Here is a 17,073-nt window from a genome sequence, read left to right on the forward strand (position 1 = left end):
GGTTTAGACGAAAAAATTTGCGTACAGAGGACATATGTTTTTATACCGCGGACTGTTTTGCAGAAAATCCAGGTTTATTTCTTTTGTTTTTGTGCATTACAGCAAATGGACCGCTACCACCAGCCCGGCAAACACAATGGACACCATGGAGGTCAGCTTGATCAGGATATTGATGGATGGCCCTGAAGTGTCCTTAAAGGGATCGCCCACCGTATCTCCGATCACCGCCGCCTTGTGTTCAGGACTGCCCTTTCCTCCGTGGGCACCGCCTTCAATGTACTTCTTTGCATTATCCCAGGCACCGCCTGCATTGGACATCATTACGGCCAGCACAAAACCGGTCACCGTGTTGCCGGCCAAAAGTCCCGCAACGCCCTGGGGCCCCAGAAGAAGTCCCACGGCCACAGGAACAGCCACTGCAACCATGGCCGGAGCGATCATAAGCCTTTGGGCGGACTTGGTACACATATCCACACAGGCGCTGTAATCCGGCTCCGCCTTTCCCTCCATCAGCCCTGCGATCTCCTTAAACTGACGCCGTACCTCCACCACAATGGACTGGGCCGCCTCCCCCACCGCATCCATGGTAAGGGCTGCAAAAAGGAACGGAAGCATTCCGCCGATAAAGAGCCCGATGAGCACCGTGGGATTAGTGATGGAAAGATCCAGGGACAGATCCGGCGCGATCTGCCGTACCTTGTCAATGTAGGAAGCGATCAGAGCAAGGGCTGTCAGTGCCGCCGAACCAATGGCAAATCCCTTTCCCGTGGCAGCCGTGGTATTGCCCAGGGAATCCAGGGCGTCCGTCTTATGTCTGACCTCAGGGGGCATATGGGTCATCTCGGCGATTCCCCCCGCATTGTCCGCAACCGGTCCATAGGCATCGGTTGCAAGGGTAATTCCCAGAGTGGAAAGCATTCCCACTGCCGACACCCCCACGCCGTAAAGCCCCGCATTAAAATCCCCCTGTCCGCCTGCGCAGTAATAACTCACCAGCACGGAAACACCCACAATGATGACAGGAGCCACTGTGGACATCATGCCCAGGGAAAGTCCGCTTATGATCACGGTAGCGCCTCCCGTCTCGCTGGATCCTGCCAGTTTTCTGGTAGGTGAATAGGAATCCGATGTATAATATTCCGTAATTGCCCCGATGGCCACTCCGGCCAGAAGACCGGACAGGATGGCTGCATATATCCCCATGTGTCCGGGAAGCAGCACACGGATGGCAAAAAATGCCGCAGCCACCACTAAAAGCGCGCTGATATAGGTTCCTGTCCTCAGTGCCTGAAGAAGATTCTTCTGGGAAGCATCCTCCTTTGTGTTCACAAAAAAGGTCCCGATAATGGATGCCACCACCCCCAGCGCAGCCAGCATCATGGGCACAGCCACGCCCCTGACGCCATACCCTGCCGCCACTGCCAGGGCTGATGTGGATACAATGGAGCCCACGTAGGATTCGTACAGATCCGCGCCCATACCGGCCACATCCCCCACATTGTCCCCCACATTGTCGGCGATCACTGCCGGGTTCCTGGGGTCATCCTCCGGGATTCCGGCTTCCACCTTTCCAACCAGATCCGCCCCCACATCAGCGGCCTTTGTGAAAATCCCTCCCCCAACCCTTGCAAACAGGGCCATGCTGGAGGCGCCCATGCCGAATGTAAGCATGTTGGCTGTGATCTGTGCGATCCGCTCCCCCTCAGGCAGACTGCCAAAGGCCGTGTTCAGGATAAAATACCACACAGTCAGGTCAAAAAGTCCCAGTCCAACCACGGTAAATCCCATGACCGATCCTGCGGAAAACGCCACTCTAAGCCCCTTGTTCAGGCTTTCAGAAGCTCCCTGGGCCGTACGGCAGTTGGCCATGGTGGCCGTCCTCATGCCGATAAAGCCGGACAGGCCGGAGAAAAATCCCCCTGTCAAAAAAGCAAAGGGTGTAAAAAAACTCAAAAAGCCGCAGAATGCCATCACAACCAGGATCGCAAAAACCACGGCAAAAAATATCCCCACGCCCTTGTACTGGCGCCTTAAATAAGCATTTGCCCCTTTCTGGACCGAACCGGAGATGCGCTGCATCTCCGGGCTGCCCCCGGGCTGCCTCTTTACCCTGACAAACATGCAGGCTGCAAAGACCAGCGCTGCCAGTGAACCAATTGCCACGAAATACATAGCATACATAACACCCCTTCTTTCTGAATATGCAACAGATACTTCCCGGTCAGATTCAATCGGGGACCATGATCAAGTTCAACTCCTTTATTTGTTCATTTACTTCTGTTCATTTACTTCCGTTCAAACTTCTGTCCGTTTACTTCCATTCAAACTTCTGTCCGTTTACTTCAACGCTTCCATCTGTTCATTCACCGACTCCTCGCAGGAACGCATGGCTAAAATGGCCTTTTCCATCAGTTCCTCCAAACTCCATCCCAGGCTTTCAGCTCCGCTTTTGATCACATCCCTGGAACAACCGGCCGCAAACCGTTTATCCTTAAATTTCTTCTTCAGGCTGGACACCTCCATATCCATCACACTTCCCGATGGACGCATCCTGGCCGCTGCGCCGATCAAGCCAGTGAGTTCATCCACCGCATACAGGATCTTCTCCATCTGGTGCTCCGGCTTGATATCCACCATGATCCCGTATCCATGGCTGCATACCGCACGGATGAGTTCCTCCTCTGCCCCCGCCTGTCTCAGCAGTTCCGGTGCCTTGATGCAGTGCTCCTGGGGATACATCTCAAAATCCACGTCATGGAGCAGCCCCACAAGTCCCCAAAAATCCTCCTCGTCCTCAAAGCCCTGATCCTTTGCAAACCATCTCATGGCTCCCTCCACGGTCAGCGCGTGAAGGATGTGGAACGGCTCTGTATTATATTTTTTAAGAGTCTCCAAAGCCTGATCTCTTGTAAGTTTTGTGTCCATGTCAATTATCCCCTTTCATTCCGCCATGGGACCACAGCGGTATATGTAATATTTATGATGTTAATTTCAGTATAGCACCCAGGCGGAAAAAATCAAGTATGCCTGCAATTTCAGCCGGAAGTTGACGAAACCGCCCGCCATTATGTATACTGATAAAAAACCGCCCTATATTGGCGGATATTGCAGGATTGGCTGCAGACAGGGAGGTATTACATGATATACCGGTTAGCGACACAAAGGGACCTGCCCAGGCTCCTCCATATGGTGGATCAGGCAAAAGCATCATTCAGGGCCAGGGGCATTGATCAGTGGCAGAAAGGCGATCCGGACGGACCGGGGCTTGCTGCCGCCATTGAACAGAAGACCATCCATGTTTTGGAACAGGAAGGACAGGCCGTGGGCATGATCACAGTGGTCCCCGGGCCGGAAGCCAGCTATGCACAGATTGACGGCGCCTGGTTAAACCAAGAGCCCTATGCTGCCTTTCACAGGGTCTGCGTGGAGGAATCATGCAAGGGCCGGGGCATTGCGGCACAGCTGTTTGGCCGGTCTGAGGACCTGGCGCGGCATATGGGCTTAACCAACATCCGCATCGACACCCATCCGGACAACCGTTCCATGCAGCGGGCGCTTGCCAAAAGCGGATACACGCTCTGCGGCAGCCTCACCCTCACGGAGGGCACGGAAAAAGGCGACCCCAGGCTGGCCTATCACAAGGTGCTGTAAAAGGCCGGTCCGGGCCTTGCCATTGGTCCGATGTTTACCAATCAGCCCAGCAAAAGCAGGCCATGAATATCCCGCCGGTCCCATTGAGGGAACCGGCAGGAAAACACAGCCTGCTTTTTTGTGCTTTTTTCACAGGGTACTTGTTTACAGCTGGAAATATTGAACCCCGCTTTCAAATATCTTCATATCCTGCTCTCCGTAAATGTTCATGGCAACTGCCTCTCCCCGTCTCTCGGAGTGGGCCATCTTGCCCAGGATACGCCCGTCAGGGCTGGTGATGCCTTCTATGGCCATATAGGAGCCGTTGGGGTTCCAATACTCGTCCATGGTCACATTGCCCTTGTCGTCCACATACTGGGTGGCCACCTGTCCGTTGGCGATCAGCCTGTGAAGCCATGCATCATTTGCCACAAACCTGCCTTCGCCGTGGGATGCAGGATTGCAGTACACGCCGCCCAGCCGGGCGCCGGCCAGCCATGGGGACTTGTCGGTCACCACCTTGGTGTATACCATCTTGGAGATATGGCGTCCGATCGTATTCATGGCAAGGGTCGGTGAATCCGGTCCCTGCTCCACGATCATTCCCTCCGGAACCAATCCCAGCTTGATCAGCGCCTGGAAACCGTTGCAGATGCCAAGCATCAGGCCGTCCCGCTCATTTAACAGCTTCTCTATCTCTTCCTTCATCACCTCATTGCGGAAAACAGTGGCAAAGAATTTGGCTGAGCCTTCCGGCTCGTCACCTGCGGAAAAGCCGCCCGGGAACATGACGATCTGCGCCTTGGCCATGGCCTTTCTGTATTCATCCACGGACTGCCTGATATCCTCAGGGCTTACGTTCCTGAACACTTTGGTGATCACCGCTGCCCCCGCCCGCTCAAATGCTTTGGCGCTGTCATACTCACAGTTGGTTCCCGGAAACACTGGAATGAACACGGTGGGACGGCCGATCTTGTGGTCGCAGATATACACCGCATCTGTATGGTAAAGCTTTTCCTCTATAACAGCTTTGTCACCCATTTCCGCCTTGCCGGTCACTGTTGGGAACACATCCTCCAGGGTGCCTGTCCATGCCTTCAGCGCCTCATCCATGGAAATTGACGTACTTCCGTACTCCAATACGCCGCTTTCAGTCACCTCACCGATCACCGTATAGGATATAGAAAGTTCTCCCACTTTCCCGTCCGCTGCCTCGCACACAATATTTCCCCAGCCTGCTCCAAAGAAATCCCTTGGATCCAGGCTGTGCTCTATCTTCACACCCAGCTTATTGCCGAACGCCATCTTGCTCACTGCCTCTGCAAGGCCGTTTCCTTCCACCGCATAAGCGGAAATGATCCTGCCCGCCTTTATATCTTCAAACAGTTTTCCGTACCCCTCCATCACCTGTTCATAATCCGGAAGGTCATATTGGTCTTTTGCGATCCTGAACTCCACGATCTTGCTGCCCGGCTTCTTAAACTCGGGAGTGATGATGTGCTTGCTGCTGCTCACATCCACTGCAAATGACACCAGGGTGGGCGGTACATTGATCTCTCCATCCTCCGTGTCAAAGGTGCCGGACATACTGTCCTTTCCGCCAATGGACGGAAGGCCGAATCCCATCTGTGCATTGTAAGCGCCTAAAAGGGCTGCAAAGGGCTGGCTCCATCTGGCGGGATCCGCATTCATCCTGCGGAAATATTCCTGGAAGGTAAAACGGATCTTCCTGTAATCTCCCCCGGAAGCCACAATCTTTGCCACGGATGACATCACCGCATATACGGCCCCATGGTACGGGCTCCAGCTGGAAAGGTATGGGTCAAACCCGTAACTCATCATGGTCACGGCATCTGTATGGCCCTTCAGCACAGGAAGCTTGGCCACCATGGACTGTGTCTCTGTCAGCTGATATTTTCCGCCGTAAGGCATGAATACGGAACCGGCTCCAATGGAACCGTCAAAGCGCTCCACCAGGCCCTTTTGTGAACACACATTGAGACCGGACAGCACCTCCAGCCATTTTGCCTTGACATCCCCTGTTTCCCTGCGCTCAAAGGGATTTCCCTCACGGCTTGGCACCTCCAGTGTCACATCCGCCTCCTGATGGGCGCCATTGGTATCCAGGAACCCGCGGCTGATATCCACAATGGTCTTCCCGCGCCAACTCATGACCAGACGCGGCTCCTCTGTCACCACTGCCACGGTCACTGCCTCCAGGTTCTCCTCTGCTGCGTACTCCAGGAACTGTTCCACATCTGCGGGATCCACCACAACAGCCATGCGCTCCTGTGACTCGGAAATGGCGATCTCCGTGCCGTCCAGGCCGGCATACTTTTTGGGAACCCGGTCCAGATCGATCTTCAGCCCTGCCGCCAGCTCACCGATGGCAACCGACACGCCGCCAGCACCAAAGTCATTGCATTTTTTGATAATGCTGCTAACCTCGGGACGGCGGAACATTCTCTGGATCTTCCGTTCAGTGGGAGCATTTCCTTTCTGCACCTCAGCGCCGCACACCTCAATGGAAGCCGTGGTATGTACCTTGGAGGAACCCGTGGCCCCGCCGATGCCGTCACGGCCCGTGCGGCCGCCTAACAGGATGATGATATCCCCCGGATCGGAATTTTCACGGATCACGTCTTTTCTGGGAGCAGCTCCCATCACCGCACCGATCTCCATCCTCTTGGCCACATAGCCCGGATGATAGATCTCCTTTACATATCCGGTGGCCAGACCGATCTGGTTGCCATAGGAGGAATATCCCTGGGCAGCGCTGTTGACGATCTTACGCTGGGGAAGTTTACCCTTAAGCGTTTCGCACAGCGGTCTGGTGGGGTCTGCAGCTCCTGTGACGCGCATGGCCTGGTACACATAGGTGCGGCCTGACAGCGGGTCACGGATGGCACCGCCCAGACAGGTGGCCGCGCCGCCAAAAGGCTCGATCTCCGTGGGATGGTTGTGGGTCTCATTTTTAAAGTTCACCAGCCATTCCTCCGTGATTCCATCGATCTCCACGGGAACAACGATGCTGCAGGCATTGATCTCATCAGAGATCTCCATGTCCTCCAGTTTCCCCTCGCTGCGCAGTTTCTTCATGGCCATGAGGGCCAGGTCCATGAGGCAGACGTATTTGTCATCCCTCCCTTTATAGATCACTTCCCTGTCAGCCAGATACTGCCTGTAGGTATTTTCAATGGGTTCCCTGTAATCCCCATCCGTAAAGCTCACATTCTTAAGTTCTGTGGAAAATGTGGTATGGCGGCAGTGATCAGACCAATAGGTGTCCAGCACACGGATCTCCGTGACGGAGGGATCCCTGCGTTCTTCATTCTTATAGTAGTTCTGTATGTGGAGGAAGTCCTTAAATGTCATGGCCAGGTTCAGCGTATCGTAAAGGGCTTTTAATTCCTCCTCCTTAAAGTCCGCTAACCCGTCAAAATACTTTATGTCCTCCGGCACCTCAAACTCAGTTACCAGGGTGGTTGGTTTGTCCTCTCCCGCCTCACGGCTGTCCACCGGGTTGATGCAAAAGCTCTTGATAGCGGCTTCCTGGTCATTTGTAAGAGGTGCTGTGATCACATAGGTGACCGCAGACCTGATGACCGGTTCCTCGTCCTCCTTTAAAAGCTTTACGCACTGCTCCGCGGAATCCGCCCTCTGGTCAAACTGGCCCGGCAGGTATTCCACGGAGAAGATCAGGTCCCCCGGATCCTTTGGAAATGTTTCCTCATATACCTCGTCCACCGGAGGCTCTGAGAAAATGGTTACCAGGGCCTTCTCATATATCTCTTCCGACAGGTTTTCAATATCATAACGGATCAAAACGCGTACATTTTTTAAATCGCTGATTCCCAGGTAATTTTCCAGTTCTTCCCTCAGCTCGCCTGCCTTAACTGCATAATCCGGTTTCTTTTCCACAAATATTCGCCTTACGCTCATTTAGCAACCTCCTGCTTGTTTCATGACCTCTTTTATTTATCGCGGCACAAAAAGGGCAGACGCCCTTTTATCTGTCCTTATCATACCACAAATATTATAGATTAGTAAAATTAATATATTTAATTATTTATCCAGCCTCTTCTTATAAATAATACTGATAATCATGGGAATCTATCTATGGCACATATGAACAAGTTGTGATATACTTGAAAGGTATGCGATTAAATCAGGGTGTTTTCATAACGCCCAAGGACAGGGAGACTACAAAGGAAATGAAAATCGGATTTGATAACGACAAATATCTGACCATGCAGTCAGAACACATCAAGAAGCGCATCGGGGAATTTGGGGATAAGCTGTACCTGGAATTCGGGGGCAAGCTCTTTGACGACTATCACGCTTCCAGGGTACTTCCGGGATTTGAACCGGACAGCAAGCTTCGCATGCTTCTCCAGATGGCCGACCAGGCTGAGATTGTCATTGTCATCAATGCGGCTGACATTGAAAAAAACAAAATGCGCCATGACCTGGGTATCACCTATGACGAGGACGTACTCCGTCTGATCCAGGAATTCCGCGACAAGGGCCTGTATGTGGGAAGTGTTGTGATCACCCAGTACAGCGGCCAGGGCGGGGCTGACCAGTTTAAGATAAAGCTGGAGCACCGGGGCATCAAGGTATACCGCCACTACTGCATTGAGGGCTATCCCAGCAACATCCCCCTCATTGTAAGCGATGACGGATTTGGAAAGAATGACTATATAGAAACCACCAGACCCCTGGTGATCATCACTGCCCCTGGCCCGGGAAGCGGCAAGATGGCTACCTGCCTGTCCCAGCTGTACCATGAAAACAAGCGGGGGATCAAGGCCGGGTATGCCAAATTTGAAACCTTCCCCATCTGGAACCTGCCTCTGAAGCATCCGGTAAACCTGGCCTACGAAGCTGCCACCGCTGATCTGAATGACGTGAATATGATCGATCCCTTCCACTTGGAAGCCTACGGCAAGACAACGGTCAACTACAACAGGGATGTGGATATTTTCCCTGTGCTCAATGCCATATTTGAGGGAATCTACGGTACCAGCCCTTACAAGTCACCCACGGACATGGGTGTAAATATGGCCGGCTTCTGTATCATAGATGACGAGGCATGCAGGGAGGCATCCTACCAGGAGATCATCCGCCGCTACTACCATGCCCTGAACCGTCTGGCCAAGGAGGAGGGCAGCTCAGATGAGGTATACAAGATCAACCTTCTTATGAACCAGGCAAAGATCACCACTGCCATGCGCCGCGTGATCGCTCCCTGTATGGAGCGGGCACAGCAGTTGGGTTCCCCTGCCGCTGCCATGGAACTGGAGGACGGACAGCTGGTAACCGGTAAGACCAGCGCTTTGCTGGGCGCCTCCGCCGCCCTGCTGCTGAACGCCATCAAGGTGCTGGGCAATATCCACCATGATGTGCATCTCATCGCCCCCTCGGCCATAGAGCCCATCCAGACCTTAAAGATCCAGTATATGGGCAGCAAGAATCCCAGGCTCCACACAGACGAGGTGCTGATCGCCCTGTCCATGAGCGCGGCCACGGACGATACTGCCAGAAAAGCCCTGTCCCAGCTGCCCAAGCTGCGCGGCTGCCAGGTACACACCTCCGTTATGCTGTCGGACGTGGATATCAAAGTATTTAAAAAGCTGGGTGTGGAACTTACCTCCGAACCTGTATATGAGCATAAAAAGCTGTACCACTAACAGACATAAGCCAGGCTGTCGCTTGAACGGTTGAATGACCGTAAATGCGGCAGCCTTTTTCTGAACCCGTTTCTGAACCCGTTTCAAAACCCTTTTCTGAACCGTTTTCAGGATTGTTTTTAGGACCTTACCAGGACTGCTTTTAGCACCGTCCCTTATGCCGCTGCTGTTTTGTAACACATATGTGGATGATCTGAAGCGAGATTATGATTTAACAAAGATCAATGAACGGTATTCCATTTTGCACTCTCCCAAGGAAATGCTTGACATGTGCTACCTGGGGTACCGTCCCTACCACATATTTCCAACTATCTATACATTGTGCTCTGACATTGCCCTTGAAAGTTCAGGTATTTCCTCTGTTCAGAACAATCCGAATTTTGATCTGTACTGGGGCAAATAACCTGCGCCCATGGGCGCACAAAAAAGCATCCCCGCCGGAATCTTCAATACTATAGGCATTGAATCCGGCGGGGATGCTTTTATCCGCGGCCATTTACATGTGTCATAAAATGGTCCTGACCTTTGAAGCCATGGCTTCTGCAAGCCTTATATGATCTTCTCTTTCCATATGAAGCTGGTCCACAGCACTGGGACCAGCATATTCGGCAGCGTTCAGGTAAAAACAATCCTGCCTTTTTGCAGCCTTTTGTACCAGAGGCGCAAGCTTCCTGCTGAGCACTGCCGCATCAGAGGTAAAGCCTGTCATGATACTGTTTTCAATCCCCTCCCCAATCACAATTGGGGAAACAAGCAAAATCTGGGGGACCGTATAATAAGGACCATATGTATAATTTTGTACAAGCTCAGCCAGCTGGCGTATTCCCTCAGCAATATCACAGGGAAGGACCCTAAACCGGCTTTTAAAATCATTTGTACCCAACATGATGATCACCAGGTCCAGGGGTTTGTGGGTGGCCAGGGCCACTGGCAGAAAGGAACGTCCGTTGCGGTAAAGCTCCAGATTGTCCTCCCACACGGTCGTGCGGCCGCCGCATCCCTCCTCGATCACATAAAACTCATTCCCCAGCAGCTGCTGAAGCCTTCCCGGCCAACGGATCTCCCTAGGCCATCTCCCACCGCTGGGATTTGTTCCAAATGTATTAGAATCGCCAAAGCATAAGATTGTTTTCATGCAGCATTTACCTCAGCCATTAATAGGTCCCATAAATCAAATTCGGCAGGAACAATACAATTCCAGGCAGGAATACCAGTACGATCATCTCCAGCATGATCGCCAGAAAGAACGGTATCGCCGCCTTGGTATACTCTTCCACCGGACACTCCAGGATTCCGCAGACCGTATACAGGGCTGAACCCACCGGAGGTGTCATAACACCCATTGTTACGATCGTTGCCATCAGCACGCCAAAATGGACAGGGTCAACACCAAGCCTTGTCACCATAGGCAGGAAAATGGGCGTCAGCAGCAGGAAATTCACATTGCTGTCCAGGAACATTCCCATCACAAAGAGGAACACCAGGATAATGATCAGCAGCAGCTGAGGATTTTCCGTGATTCCAAAAATAAGTGTAGACAATGCCTGGGGCAAATTCACATAAGTTACCGAATAGCTGAACGGCCCTGACAAGGTGACGATCAGCATAACCGCCGCCGTATCGATCATGGAGGTGGACAGCGCATTCACAAAGCCGTCAAAGGTAAACTCATGATATACAAACGCACCTACAATGATCGCGTAAAATACTGCAAATGCTCCGGCCTCCGAAGGCGTGCACACGCCAAAACGGATACCCACGATCAAGATGACCGGGAACAGCAAGGCCCATATGGATTCCCTGAGATTCGTAATCAGCTCATCCTTCGTCAGCTTAGGTGTCTCAGCATTCGGCTTCTCAAAGCCGTGCATCCGGCAGGTAATGTTCACGGTAGCCATCAGCACCACCATCATCAGGACTCCCGGTATCATCCCGGCACAGAACAGACGGCCGATGGATACCTCACCGATAAAACCATACAGGATCAGCCCCAAACTGGGCGGAATTGTAGCTGTGATCAATCCGGTCATGCAGTTAACCGCTGTGATATATCCTTTTGAGTAACCGCGGTTAAGCATTTCCGGTCCCAAGATCCTGGTCTCCATGGCAGCGTCCGCTGTGGCGGAACCGGAAACCCCTCCCATCAAGGTACTCATCACTACGGACACCTGCGCCATTCCCCCGTACATCCTGCGCGTCAGCATAGAAGCCAGCCCCAACAATCTTTTTGTGATTCCCGACTCATTCATCAGATTGCCTGCAAAGATAAAAAAGGGAACGGCCAGGAACGAGTAGGACTGTGTCTGGGCCACGATCCTCTGTACTGTAATGGAAAAGGGAATATCAGGAGTTGCCGCAAAAAAGGCCAGACCTGCCAGGCCGATCACAAAAGAAACCGGCATTCCTATGATTAACAGGACAACAAAGGTAATTAATAGTACTCCCACACTTCTACCTCCAAACTCTATTTCTTTGCTTCCACCAGCTGGCTGACAGACTCTTTGATCTTCAGCAATGCGGTTATGCTCATCAAAACAGAGGATACCGGCAAGCTGAGGGTTACAAACGAGTAACTGATCGTAAGGGTCTGGAATGACCGCTTCCAGCTTTCTACACTAAGGCGGAGGCCATATACAATAAAGATCACCAGGGCTCCCAGCATAATCACCTGGATGACCAGAGTCACTGCCTTTTGAACCTTCTCCGGCAGCTTACGTGTAAACAGGTCAAGGCCAACCAGTTTATTCCGGCGGAATGCAACGTCCGCCCCAAGAAAGCAGGTCCATGCCAGCAGCAGCTGCGCCACATCAATACTCCATGATATGGGATGCTTTACCAATCGGGCAAGGGCTGAGCACATAACAAGCACTACCATCATAAAAAACAGCGTACAGCTCAGAACCTCCTCACCCCTACAAAATAACCGATAGAATTTCTTCATTACGGCACCCCCGTTATCATTCCATTATTTTCCCATCTGTTCCATCAGCTGGCTGCGTACTTCCTCATATCCAAGCTGTGTATATACTGGAACAGATGCTTCCTTAAATGCATCAATATCAACATTATTGTTAATGATCACACCGTATTTCTCAGCCATCTCTTTCTCATACTGCTCGCTGAGCTCAACGCACTTCTGCTGGTATTCCGTACCTACTTCACGGAAAACCTTTTCCATCAGCGCCCTGTCCTCCTCACTTAAACTGTCGCGGAATTTGGTGCCTGTCACTACGGATCCGATCAGCTGGAAATGTTCCGTCTTATTGATGTACTTTGTCACTTCCCACAGACGGGTTGCGTAAAAGGAAGGGGTCTGAACCTCTGCTCCGTCCAGTGCTTTCTGCTGAATCGAAGTATAAACCTCACTCCAGCTCATAGGAGTCGGCACTGCGCCCATGGCTTTGACTGAGCTTGTGCAAAGATCGTTACCAATGGTACGGATCCTCTGTCCGTTCAGGTCTGCGGGTACATTCACTTCTTTGTTAAGGCAGAAGTTCCGGGTGCCGCTGAACCAGTTGGAGGTTACCAGCCATATGCCCTGGTCTGCAAATTCCTTTTCCCACTGTGCATACAATTCTGTTTCCATCACCTTGTCCAGTCCGGTATAATCATCAAAGATATACGGCATCTGCAGCATACCGTAATCATTTACAAAAGATGCCAAACGGCTGGGATCTGATACGGTCAGGATGGCAGCTCCCTGCATTGCCTGCTCTGTCAGGTCATCTGTATCTCCCAGTGAAGAGCTTGGATAGATCTCTGCCTCGATCCGTCCGCCGCTTTCCTCTGAAAGACGTTTTGCAACCTCGCGAAGGGCCATGGTCTGGATATCATCCTCTCCGGCTGTATTACCAAATTTGATCGTTACCTTTTTTGCATCCTGCCCGGCGGATGCGCCGGAATCCTGAGTTGATTTTTCCGAAGAAGCCGTTGTTGTGCTTGTTGTGCTTGCAGAACTCCCGCAGCCCGCCAAAGCCAGGCATCCTGTTAATACAAGTGTCATCAAAATTCTTCTTTTCATCTTTTTTCCCTCCATTTAATGATAGATAGTAAAAGTGGCACGGTCTAATTGCCTCCTGTCATTAACATACCATATTAACATGTTAGTGTCAAGCGTTATTAACTATTCCTAAATAAATGATCCTTTTTTGTTTTTTATTGTGCTATTAAGTCAATATCTATACTCCAAAATATTCTTTTGCATTCCAAAAGCAGATGTTTGCAATTATTCTTTGAAGCATGTCCTGATCGTCAGGCAATTCCCCCTTCTCTGCCCAGCTGCCCACCAGATTACAGAGGATTCTCCTGAAATATTCATGGCGTGTATAGGAAAGATAGCTGCGGCTGTCAGTGAGCATACCGATAAAATGACCCAAAAGCCCTGTATTTGCCAGCACACGCATCTGCTCCTCCATTCCGTCCCTGTGGTCCTGGAACCACCATGCACTGCCCAGCTGAATTTTGGACCTTATGCCGGCATTCTGAAAATTTCCAGCCATTGTTGCCAGCACTGACAGATCCCGGTTATTAAGCGAAAAGAGGATCATTTTGGGAAGCATTTCCATTTGTTCCATGTGGTCCATAAAGGAAGCCAGCGGCACGGCAATCCCAAAATCCCCAACAGAGTCAAATCCAGTGGCTTCCCCAATGCATTTCACCATTCTGGTATTTCTGGAGCGGATACATCCCACATGCAGCTCCATGGCCCAGCCTCTTCTGGAATATTCCTCTGCCAGCCAAATCAGCAGCTCTGTCTGGAACACATCGATCTCATCTTTTGCAGGGCACTCTCCTGACAGAGCCTTTTTTATGATCCGGTCCGCCTTTGCTGTTCCCTCAGGTCTCCAGGGAAACTGTTCAAACCCATGATCCGAGGCAACGCATCCTGCTTTTTCAAATACATCCATACGCGCCAGAAGCGCTTTCTCCAGTGTTTCCAGATCTGAAATTTCCACATCCGTAGCCTGTCCCAATCGCACCATATAATCCCGCCAGGATTCCCTTGTCATTTCCATTACCAGATCCGGCCGGAACGCCGGAAGTACTTTTACCGGAAATGCCTCCTCTATCAGCTTTTTGTGATAAATCAAGGAAGCGGCGGGATCTTCTGTGGTACAAAGACCATATACATTGGATCTTAGAATTAATGACCTGGGGGAAAAATCCTCTGCTTCCATCACTTTAGTTGATTTGTCCCAGATTACCCTGCTGTTTTTCTCTGTCAGCACATCCGTTATATGAAAATACCGCTGTAGTTCCAAATGGGACCAATGGAACAGAGGGTTGCCCACCGCCTCCTGCAGCGCTCCGGCATAAGCATGGAATTTTTCATAGTCATCCGCGGTTCCGGTGATCATCTCTTCCTCAATACCATGTGCCCGCATGATCCTCCACTTATAGTGATCTCCGCTCAGCCAAAGCTCTGTAAGGTTAGAAGGCTTTTTGTTTTCGTATATTTCCTTTGCACTCAAATGACAGTGATAATCAAAGATCGGGATTTCCCTGCAGCTTTCGTAAAGCCGTCTCCCGGTTTCATTGTACAGCATAAATGTATCATCCATAAATTTCTGCATTTATCTTCCCCCTTCTTCTGCCTATACATTTCCAAACGCGTTGATCAAAAGCCGATGGAACAGCCCCCGTCCACCATTAACGTGGTGCCTGTCACAAATTCCGATGCCTTTGAAGCAAGATACAGGGCAGCCCACCCAATATCCTCCGGTGTTCCATACCTCTTCATAGGAGTATGTCCCAAAATTTTGGCCTGCCTGTCAGGATCCAGGTCCACTGCCTGGTGAAACATGGGAGTGTCAATAAAACCAGGCACGATCGCATTAACCCGGATCCCTTCCCCTGACAATTCCCCTGCCATTGTCCGTGTAAGCCCCAGCACCGCTGATTTTGCCGCAGAATATGCAGTTACATTTGTCATACCAATACAGGCCGACATGGAAGAGATAAAGATGATGCTCCCGCCCTTTGCCTTTTTCATATAAGGAACTGCCGCCTGTGTCAGCGCATAAGCGCCAAATACATGCACATCCATAATACGTTTTAATTCTTCCTGGGTTATCTGTTCCATGGGCTTTTTACTGTGAACCCCCGCATTATTGACCAATATATCCAGACTGCCCATCTGTTTCACAATGTCTTCTGCAAGCTTTGGAGCACAGCTGGTGTCGGTGACATCACAGACAATACCACTGGCCCCCGGCCCCAGACTTTGGCAGGCGGAGTCTAAAACCTCCCTGCGCCGCCCGGTAATTACCACCTTTGCTCCTGCCAGTAGGAATGCCTTTGCCATGGCAGCCCCCAGTCCGGTGCCTCCCCCCGTGATCAGAGCCGTTTTTCCATCCAGTCCAAATACGTCAAGAAGTCTTTCATCCCTCATACGATCCCTCCCCCTGTTCTAATATTTCTTTAAGCAGTCCTTTGCTTGCCATCTGAAGGGCTGACCGCATATATCCCAGGGCAAACGCCATTCCCGCGTGCCAGGGCGCGCTGCACAGTATTTCAGGTGTGTGGTCGGGAATGATCACCCCGTCAAAGTTATGGGCTTCCAGCAGAGCTAACGCTCGCAGCATATCAATATCGCCCTCATCCACAAAGACCTCGTCATATTTTGGCACCTTTCCTTTTACATTCCGAAAATGCACGTAACTGATTCTTCCCTGACCGCCGTACTGCTCTATGGCATCATAGACCGATCCATGGGTCATTTCCTGAATACTGCCCAGGCAAAGTTCCAGCTTATTGCTTTTGCTTGGCGAAATGTCGATCACCCTCTGGTATAGCTCTGGCTGAAATACAAGCCTTGGCATGCCGCGCAGCAAATCCATTGGAGGATCATCCGGATGCAGGGCCATCTCCACCCCGGCTTCCTCAGCCACAGGAAGGATTTCCTCCAAAAACCGCTTCAGCCTGTCCCACAGCTGCAATGAGGACACCGGTTCCAAACATGTGCCATCCCCCGCAGCATAGGTCATATTCCAGATCTGTCCTTTGGGAATAGGGGCGTCATATTTGATTTCGGAACTGTCAAAGCAGGTGCTCATTGCTCTGCCCCGGGCATGGGGATGCTTTTGGTGCCCCCAGACACCGGCCAGACTGAAATTGTAGCCAAAGGAGCGTATCCCGGCTTTTCCCGCATTTCGGATGATCTGCTTTAAAACCTCCATCTGCTCCTGCCGTCCGGGACCGTCCAACAGTATGTCATACCAGTCTGCCGGGCTAAAATTCTCGATTCCGTAAATACACAGACCGTATCTTCCCGCCATTTTCTGGAGGTCTGTCATATATTCCGCGCTCCATATATCCTCTCCCCCCTTTGCAAGTCCATAGTTTGTGCTGTCATTGGTTGCTGTCACGATCTGCTTTGAGTAGTAGTCCGCAAGATGAATGATCAAATGCGTACATCCACACTGCTTTGCAAATGCAAAATATTCATCAGTTAACATATGTCTGTATAGGCCTAAGCCAAGTTTTATTTCCGACATCACCTGCTCCTTTCATAAAGTATAAGCGTTTGCCTGGATTGTTTTTCAATTGTACCAATTACTCAGGTGGGTTACTAGACATATTTTATAATGTTGGGACGTATTTTTAACATATCTTAATCATTTCTCCCAAATATATCAAAATCATCAGGGGGTCCGGGAAAGGAATGGGTCACTTGTGTAAACAGTAAAAAAAATTCGGCTGTCATACTTGGATCAGGCATAGATCCAAGTATAACAGCCGAACTATTTAA

Annotated in this window: 12 protein-coding genes; 2 read left to right on the plus strand and 10 right to left on the minus strand. The window is 51.1% G+C overall.

Annotated features, from left to right (window positions below; all coding sequences use genetic code 11):
* Positions 1–96: 96 nt before the first annotated feature.
* Positions 97–2,181, minus strand: a complete 2,085-nt coding sequence (locus CLFS41_RS20250; protein WP_045093291.1) for a sodium-translocating pyrophosphatase — start codon at positions 2,179–2,181, stop codon at positions 97–99.
* A gap of 156 nt (positions 2,182–2,337) precedes the next feature.
* The gene (locus tag CLFS41_RS20255) at positions 2,338–2,925 is read right to left on the minus strand and encodes a hypothetical protein (RefSeq protein WP_007863953.1); all 588 of its coding nucleotides are present in this window, start codon (positions 2,923–2,925) and stop codon (positions 2,338–2,340) included.
* Positions 2,926–3,138: 213 nt separating this feature from the next.
* On the opposite strand from CLFS41_RS20255, the gene CLFS41_RS20260 reads away from it, so the two are divergent.
* Positions 3,139–3,651 (plus strand): GNAT family N-acetyltransferase, encoded by a 513-nt coding sequence (locus CLFS41_RS20260; RefSeq protein ID WP_007863951.1) that lies wholly within the window; start codon positions 3,139–3,141, stop codon positions 3,649–3,651.
* A gap of 144 nt (positions 3,652–3,795) precedes the next feature.
* On the opposite strand, the gene CLFS41_RS20265 is transcribed toward CLFS41_RS20260, so the two are convergent.
* The gene (locus CLFS41_RS20265; protein ID WP_045093292.1) at positions 3,796–7,572 is read right to left on the minus strand and encodes a phosphoribosylformylglycinamidine synthase; all 3,777 of its coding nucleotides are present in this window, start codon (positions 7,570–7,572) and stop codon (positions 3,796–3,798) included.
* Positions 7,573–7,844: 272 nt separating this feature from the next.
* On the opposite strand from CLFS41_RS20265, the gene CLFS41_RS20270 reads away from it, so the two are divergent.
* A complete protein-coding gene (locus CLFS41_RS20270) occupies positions 7,845–9,323 on the plus strand; it encodes a DUF1846 domain-containing protein (RefSeq protein ID WP_007863947.1) in 1,479 nt (492 codons plus the stop codon).
* A 505-nt stretch (positions 9,324–9,828) separates the two neighbouring features.
* Here CLFS41_RS20270 and CLFS41_RS20280 read toward each other — a convergent pair.
* The 7 genes from CLFS41_RS20280 to CLFS41_RS20310 form a co-directional block, all read right to left on the minus strand.
* Positions 9,829–10,458, minus strand: coding sequence for an SGNH/GDSL hydrolase family protein (locus CLFS41_RS20280; RefSeq protein ID WP_007863946.1), 630 nt, complete (start codon positions 10,456–10,458; stop codon positions 9,829–9,831).
* Between the two features lie 19 nt (positions 10,459–10,477).
* Positions 10,478–11,770 (minus strand): TRAP transporter large permease, encoded by a 1,293-nt coding sequence (locus tag CLFS41_RS20285; RefSeq protein ID WP_007863943.1) that lies wholly within the window; start codon positions 11,768–11,770, stop codon positions 10,478–10,480.
* Between the two features lie 17 nt (positions 11,771–11,787).
* Positions 11,788–12,264 carry a TRAP transporter small permease gene (locus tag CLFS41_RS20290; protein ID WP_007863942.1) on the minus strand — a complete coding sequence of 159 codons (477 nt, stop codon included), beginning with the start codon at positions 12,262–12,264 and terminating at the stop codon, positions 11,788–11,790.
* Positions 12,265–12,288: 24 nt separating this feature from the next.
* Positions 12,289–13,344 (minus strand): C4-dicarboxylate TRAP transporter substrate-binding protein, encoded by a 1,056-nt coding sequence (locus CLFS41_RS20295; protein WP_007863941.1) that lies wholly within the window; start codon positions 13,342–13,344, stop codon positions 12,289–12,291.
* A gap of 157 nt (positions 13,345–13,501) precedes the next feature.
* Positions 13,502–14,896 (minus strand): glucuronate isomerase, encoded by a 1,395-nt coding sequence (gene uxaC, locus CLFS41_RS20300; protein ID WP_045093294.1) that lies wholly within the window; start codon positions 14,894–14,896, stop codon positions 13,502–13,504.
* A 44-nt stretch (positions 14,897–14,940) separates the two neighbouring features.
* On the minus strand, positions 14,941–15,714 hold the full coding sequence (locus CLFS41_RS20305; RefSeq protein WP_045093295.1) for an SDR family oxidoreductase: 774 nt from the start codon (positions 15,712–15,714) through the stop codon (positions 14,941–14,943).
* A complete protein-coding gene (locus CLFS41_RS20310) occupies positions 15,704–16,819 on the minus strand; it encodes a mannonate dehydratase (protein ID WP_200895103.1) in 1,116 nt (371 codons plus the stop codon). The genes CLFS41_RS20305 and CLFS41_RS20310 overlap by 11 nt, the downstream gene beginning before the upstream one ends.
* Positions 16,820–17,073: the final 254 nt, after the last annotated feature.

Origin of the sequence: Clostridium sp. FS41 (assembly GCF_000954015.1) — a bacterium.
GTDB classification, from domain to species: Bacteria; Bacillota; Clostridia; order Lachnospirales; family Lachnospiraceae; genus Enterocloster; species Enterocloster citroniae.

What these genes read in the sequence shown, in the direction of transcription:
- CLFS41_RS20250 (WP_045093291.1), bottom strand. Translation starts at nt 2,181, where the DNA reads ATGTATGCTATGTATTTCGTGGCAATTGGTTCACTGGCAGCGCTGGTC.
- CLFS41_RS20255 (WP_007863953.1), bottom strand. Translation starts at nt 2,925, where the DNA reads ATGGACACAAAACTTACAAGAGATCAGGCTTTGGAGACTCTTAAAAAA.
- CLFS41_RS20260 (WP_007863951.1), top strand. Translation starts at nt 3,139, where the DNA reads ATGATATACCGGTTAGCGACACAAAGGGACCTGCCCAGGCTCCTCCAT.
- CLFS41_RS20265 (WP_045093292.1), bottom strand. Translation starts at nt 7,572, where the DNA reads ATGAGCGTAAGGCGAATATTTGTGGAAAAGAAACCGGATTATGCAGTT.
- CLFS41_RS20270 (WP_007863947.1), top strand. Translation starts at nt 7,845, where the DNA reads ATGAAAATCGGATTTGATAACGACAAATATCTGACCATGCAGTCAGAA.
- CLFS41_RS20280 (WP_007863946.1), bottom strand. Translation starts at nt 10,458, where the DNA reads ATGAAAACAATCTTATGCTTTGGCGATTCTAATACATTTGGAACAAAT.
- CLFS41_RS20290 (WP_007863942.1), bottom strand. Translation starts at nt 12,264, where the DNA reads ATGAAGAAATTCTATCGGTTATTTTGTAGGGGTGAGGAGGTTCTGAGC.
- CLFS41_RS20295 (WP_007863941.1), bottom strand. Translation starts at nt 13,344, where the DNA reads ATGAAAAGAAGAATTTTGATGACACTTGTATTAACAGGATGCCTGGCT.
- uxaC (WP_045093294.1), bottom strand. Translation starts at nt 14,896, where the DNA reads ATGCAGAAATTTATGGATGATACATTTATGCTGTACAATGAAACCGGG.
- CLFS41_RS20305 (WP_045093295.1), bottom strand. Translation starts at nt 15,714, where the DNA reads ATGAGGGATGAAAGACTTCTTGACGTATTTGGACTGGATGGAAAAACG.
- CLFS41_RS20310 (WP_200895103.1), bottom strand. Translation starts at nt 16,819, where the DNA reads ATGTCGGAAATAAAACTTGGCTTAGGCCTATACAGACATATGTTAACT.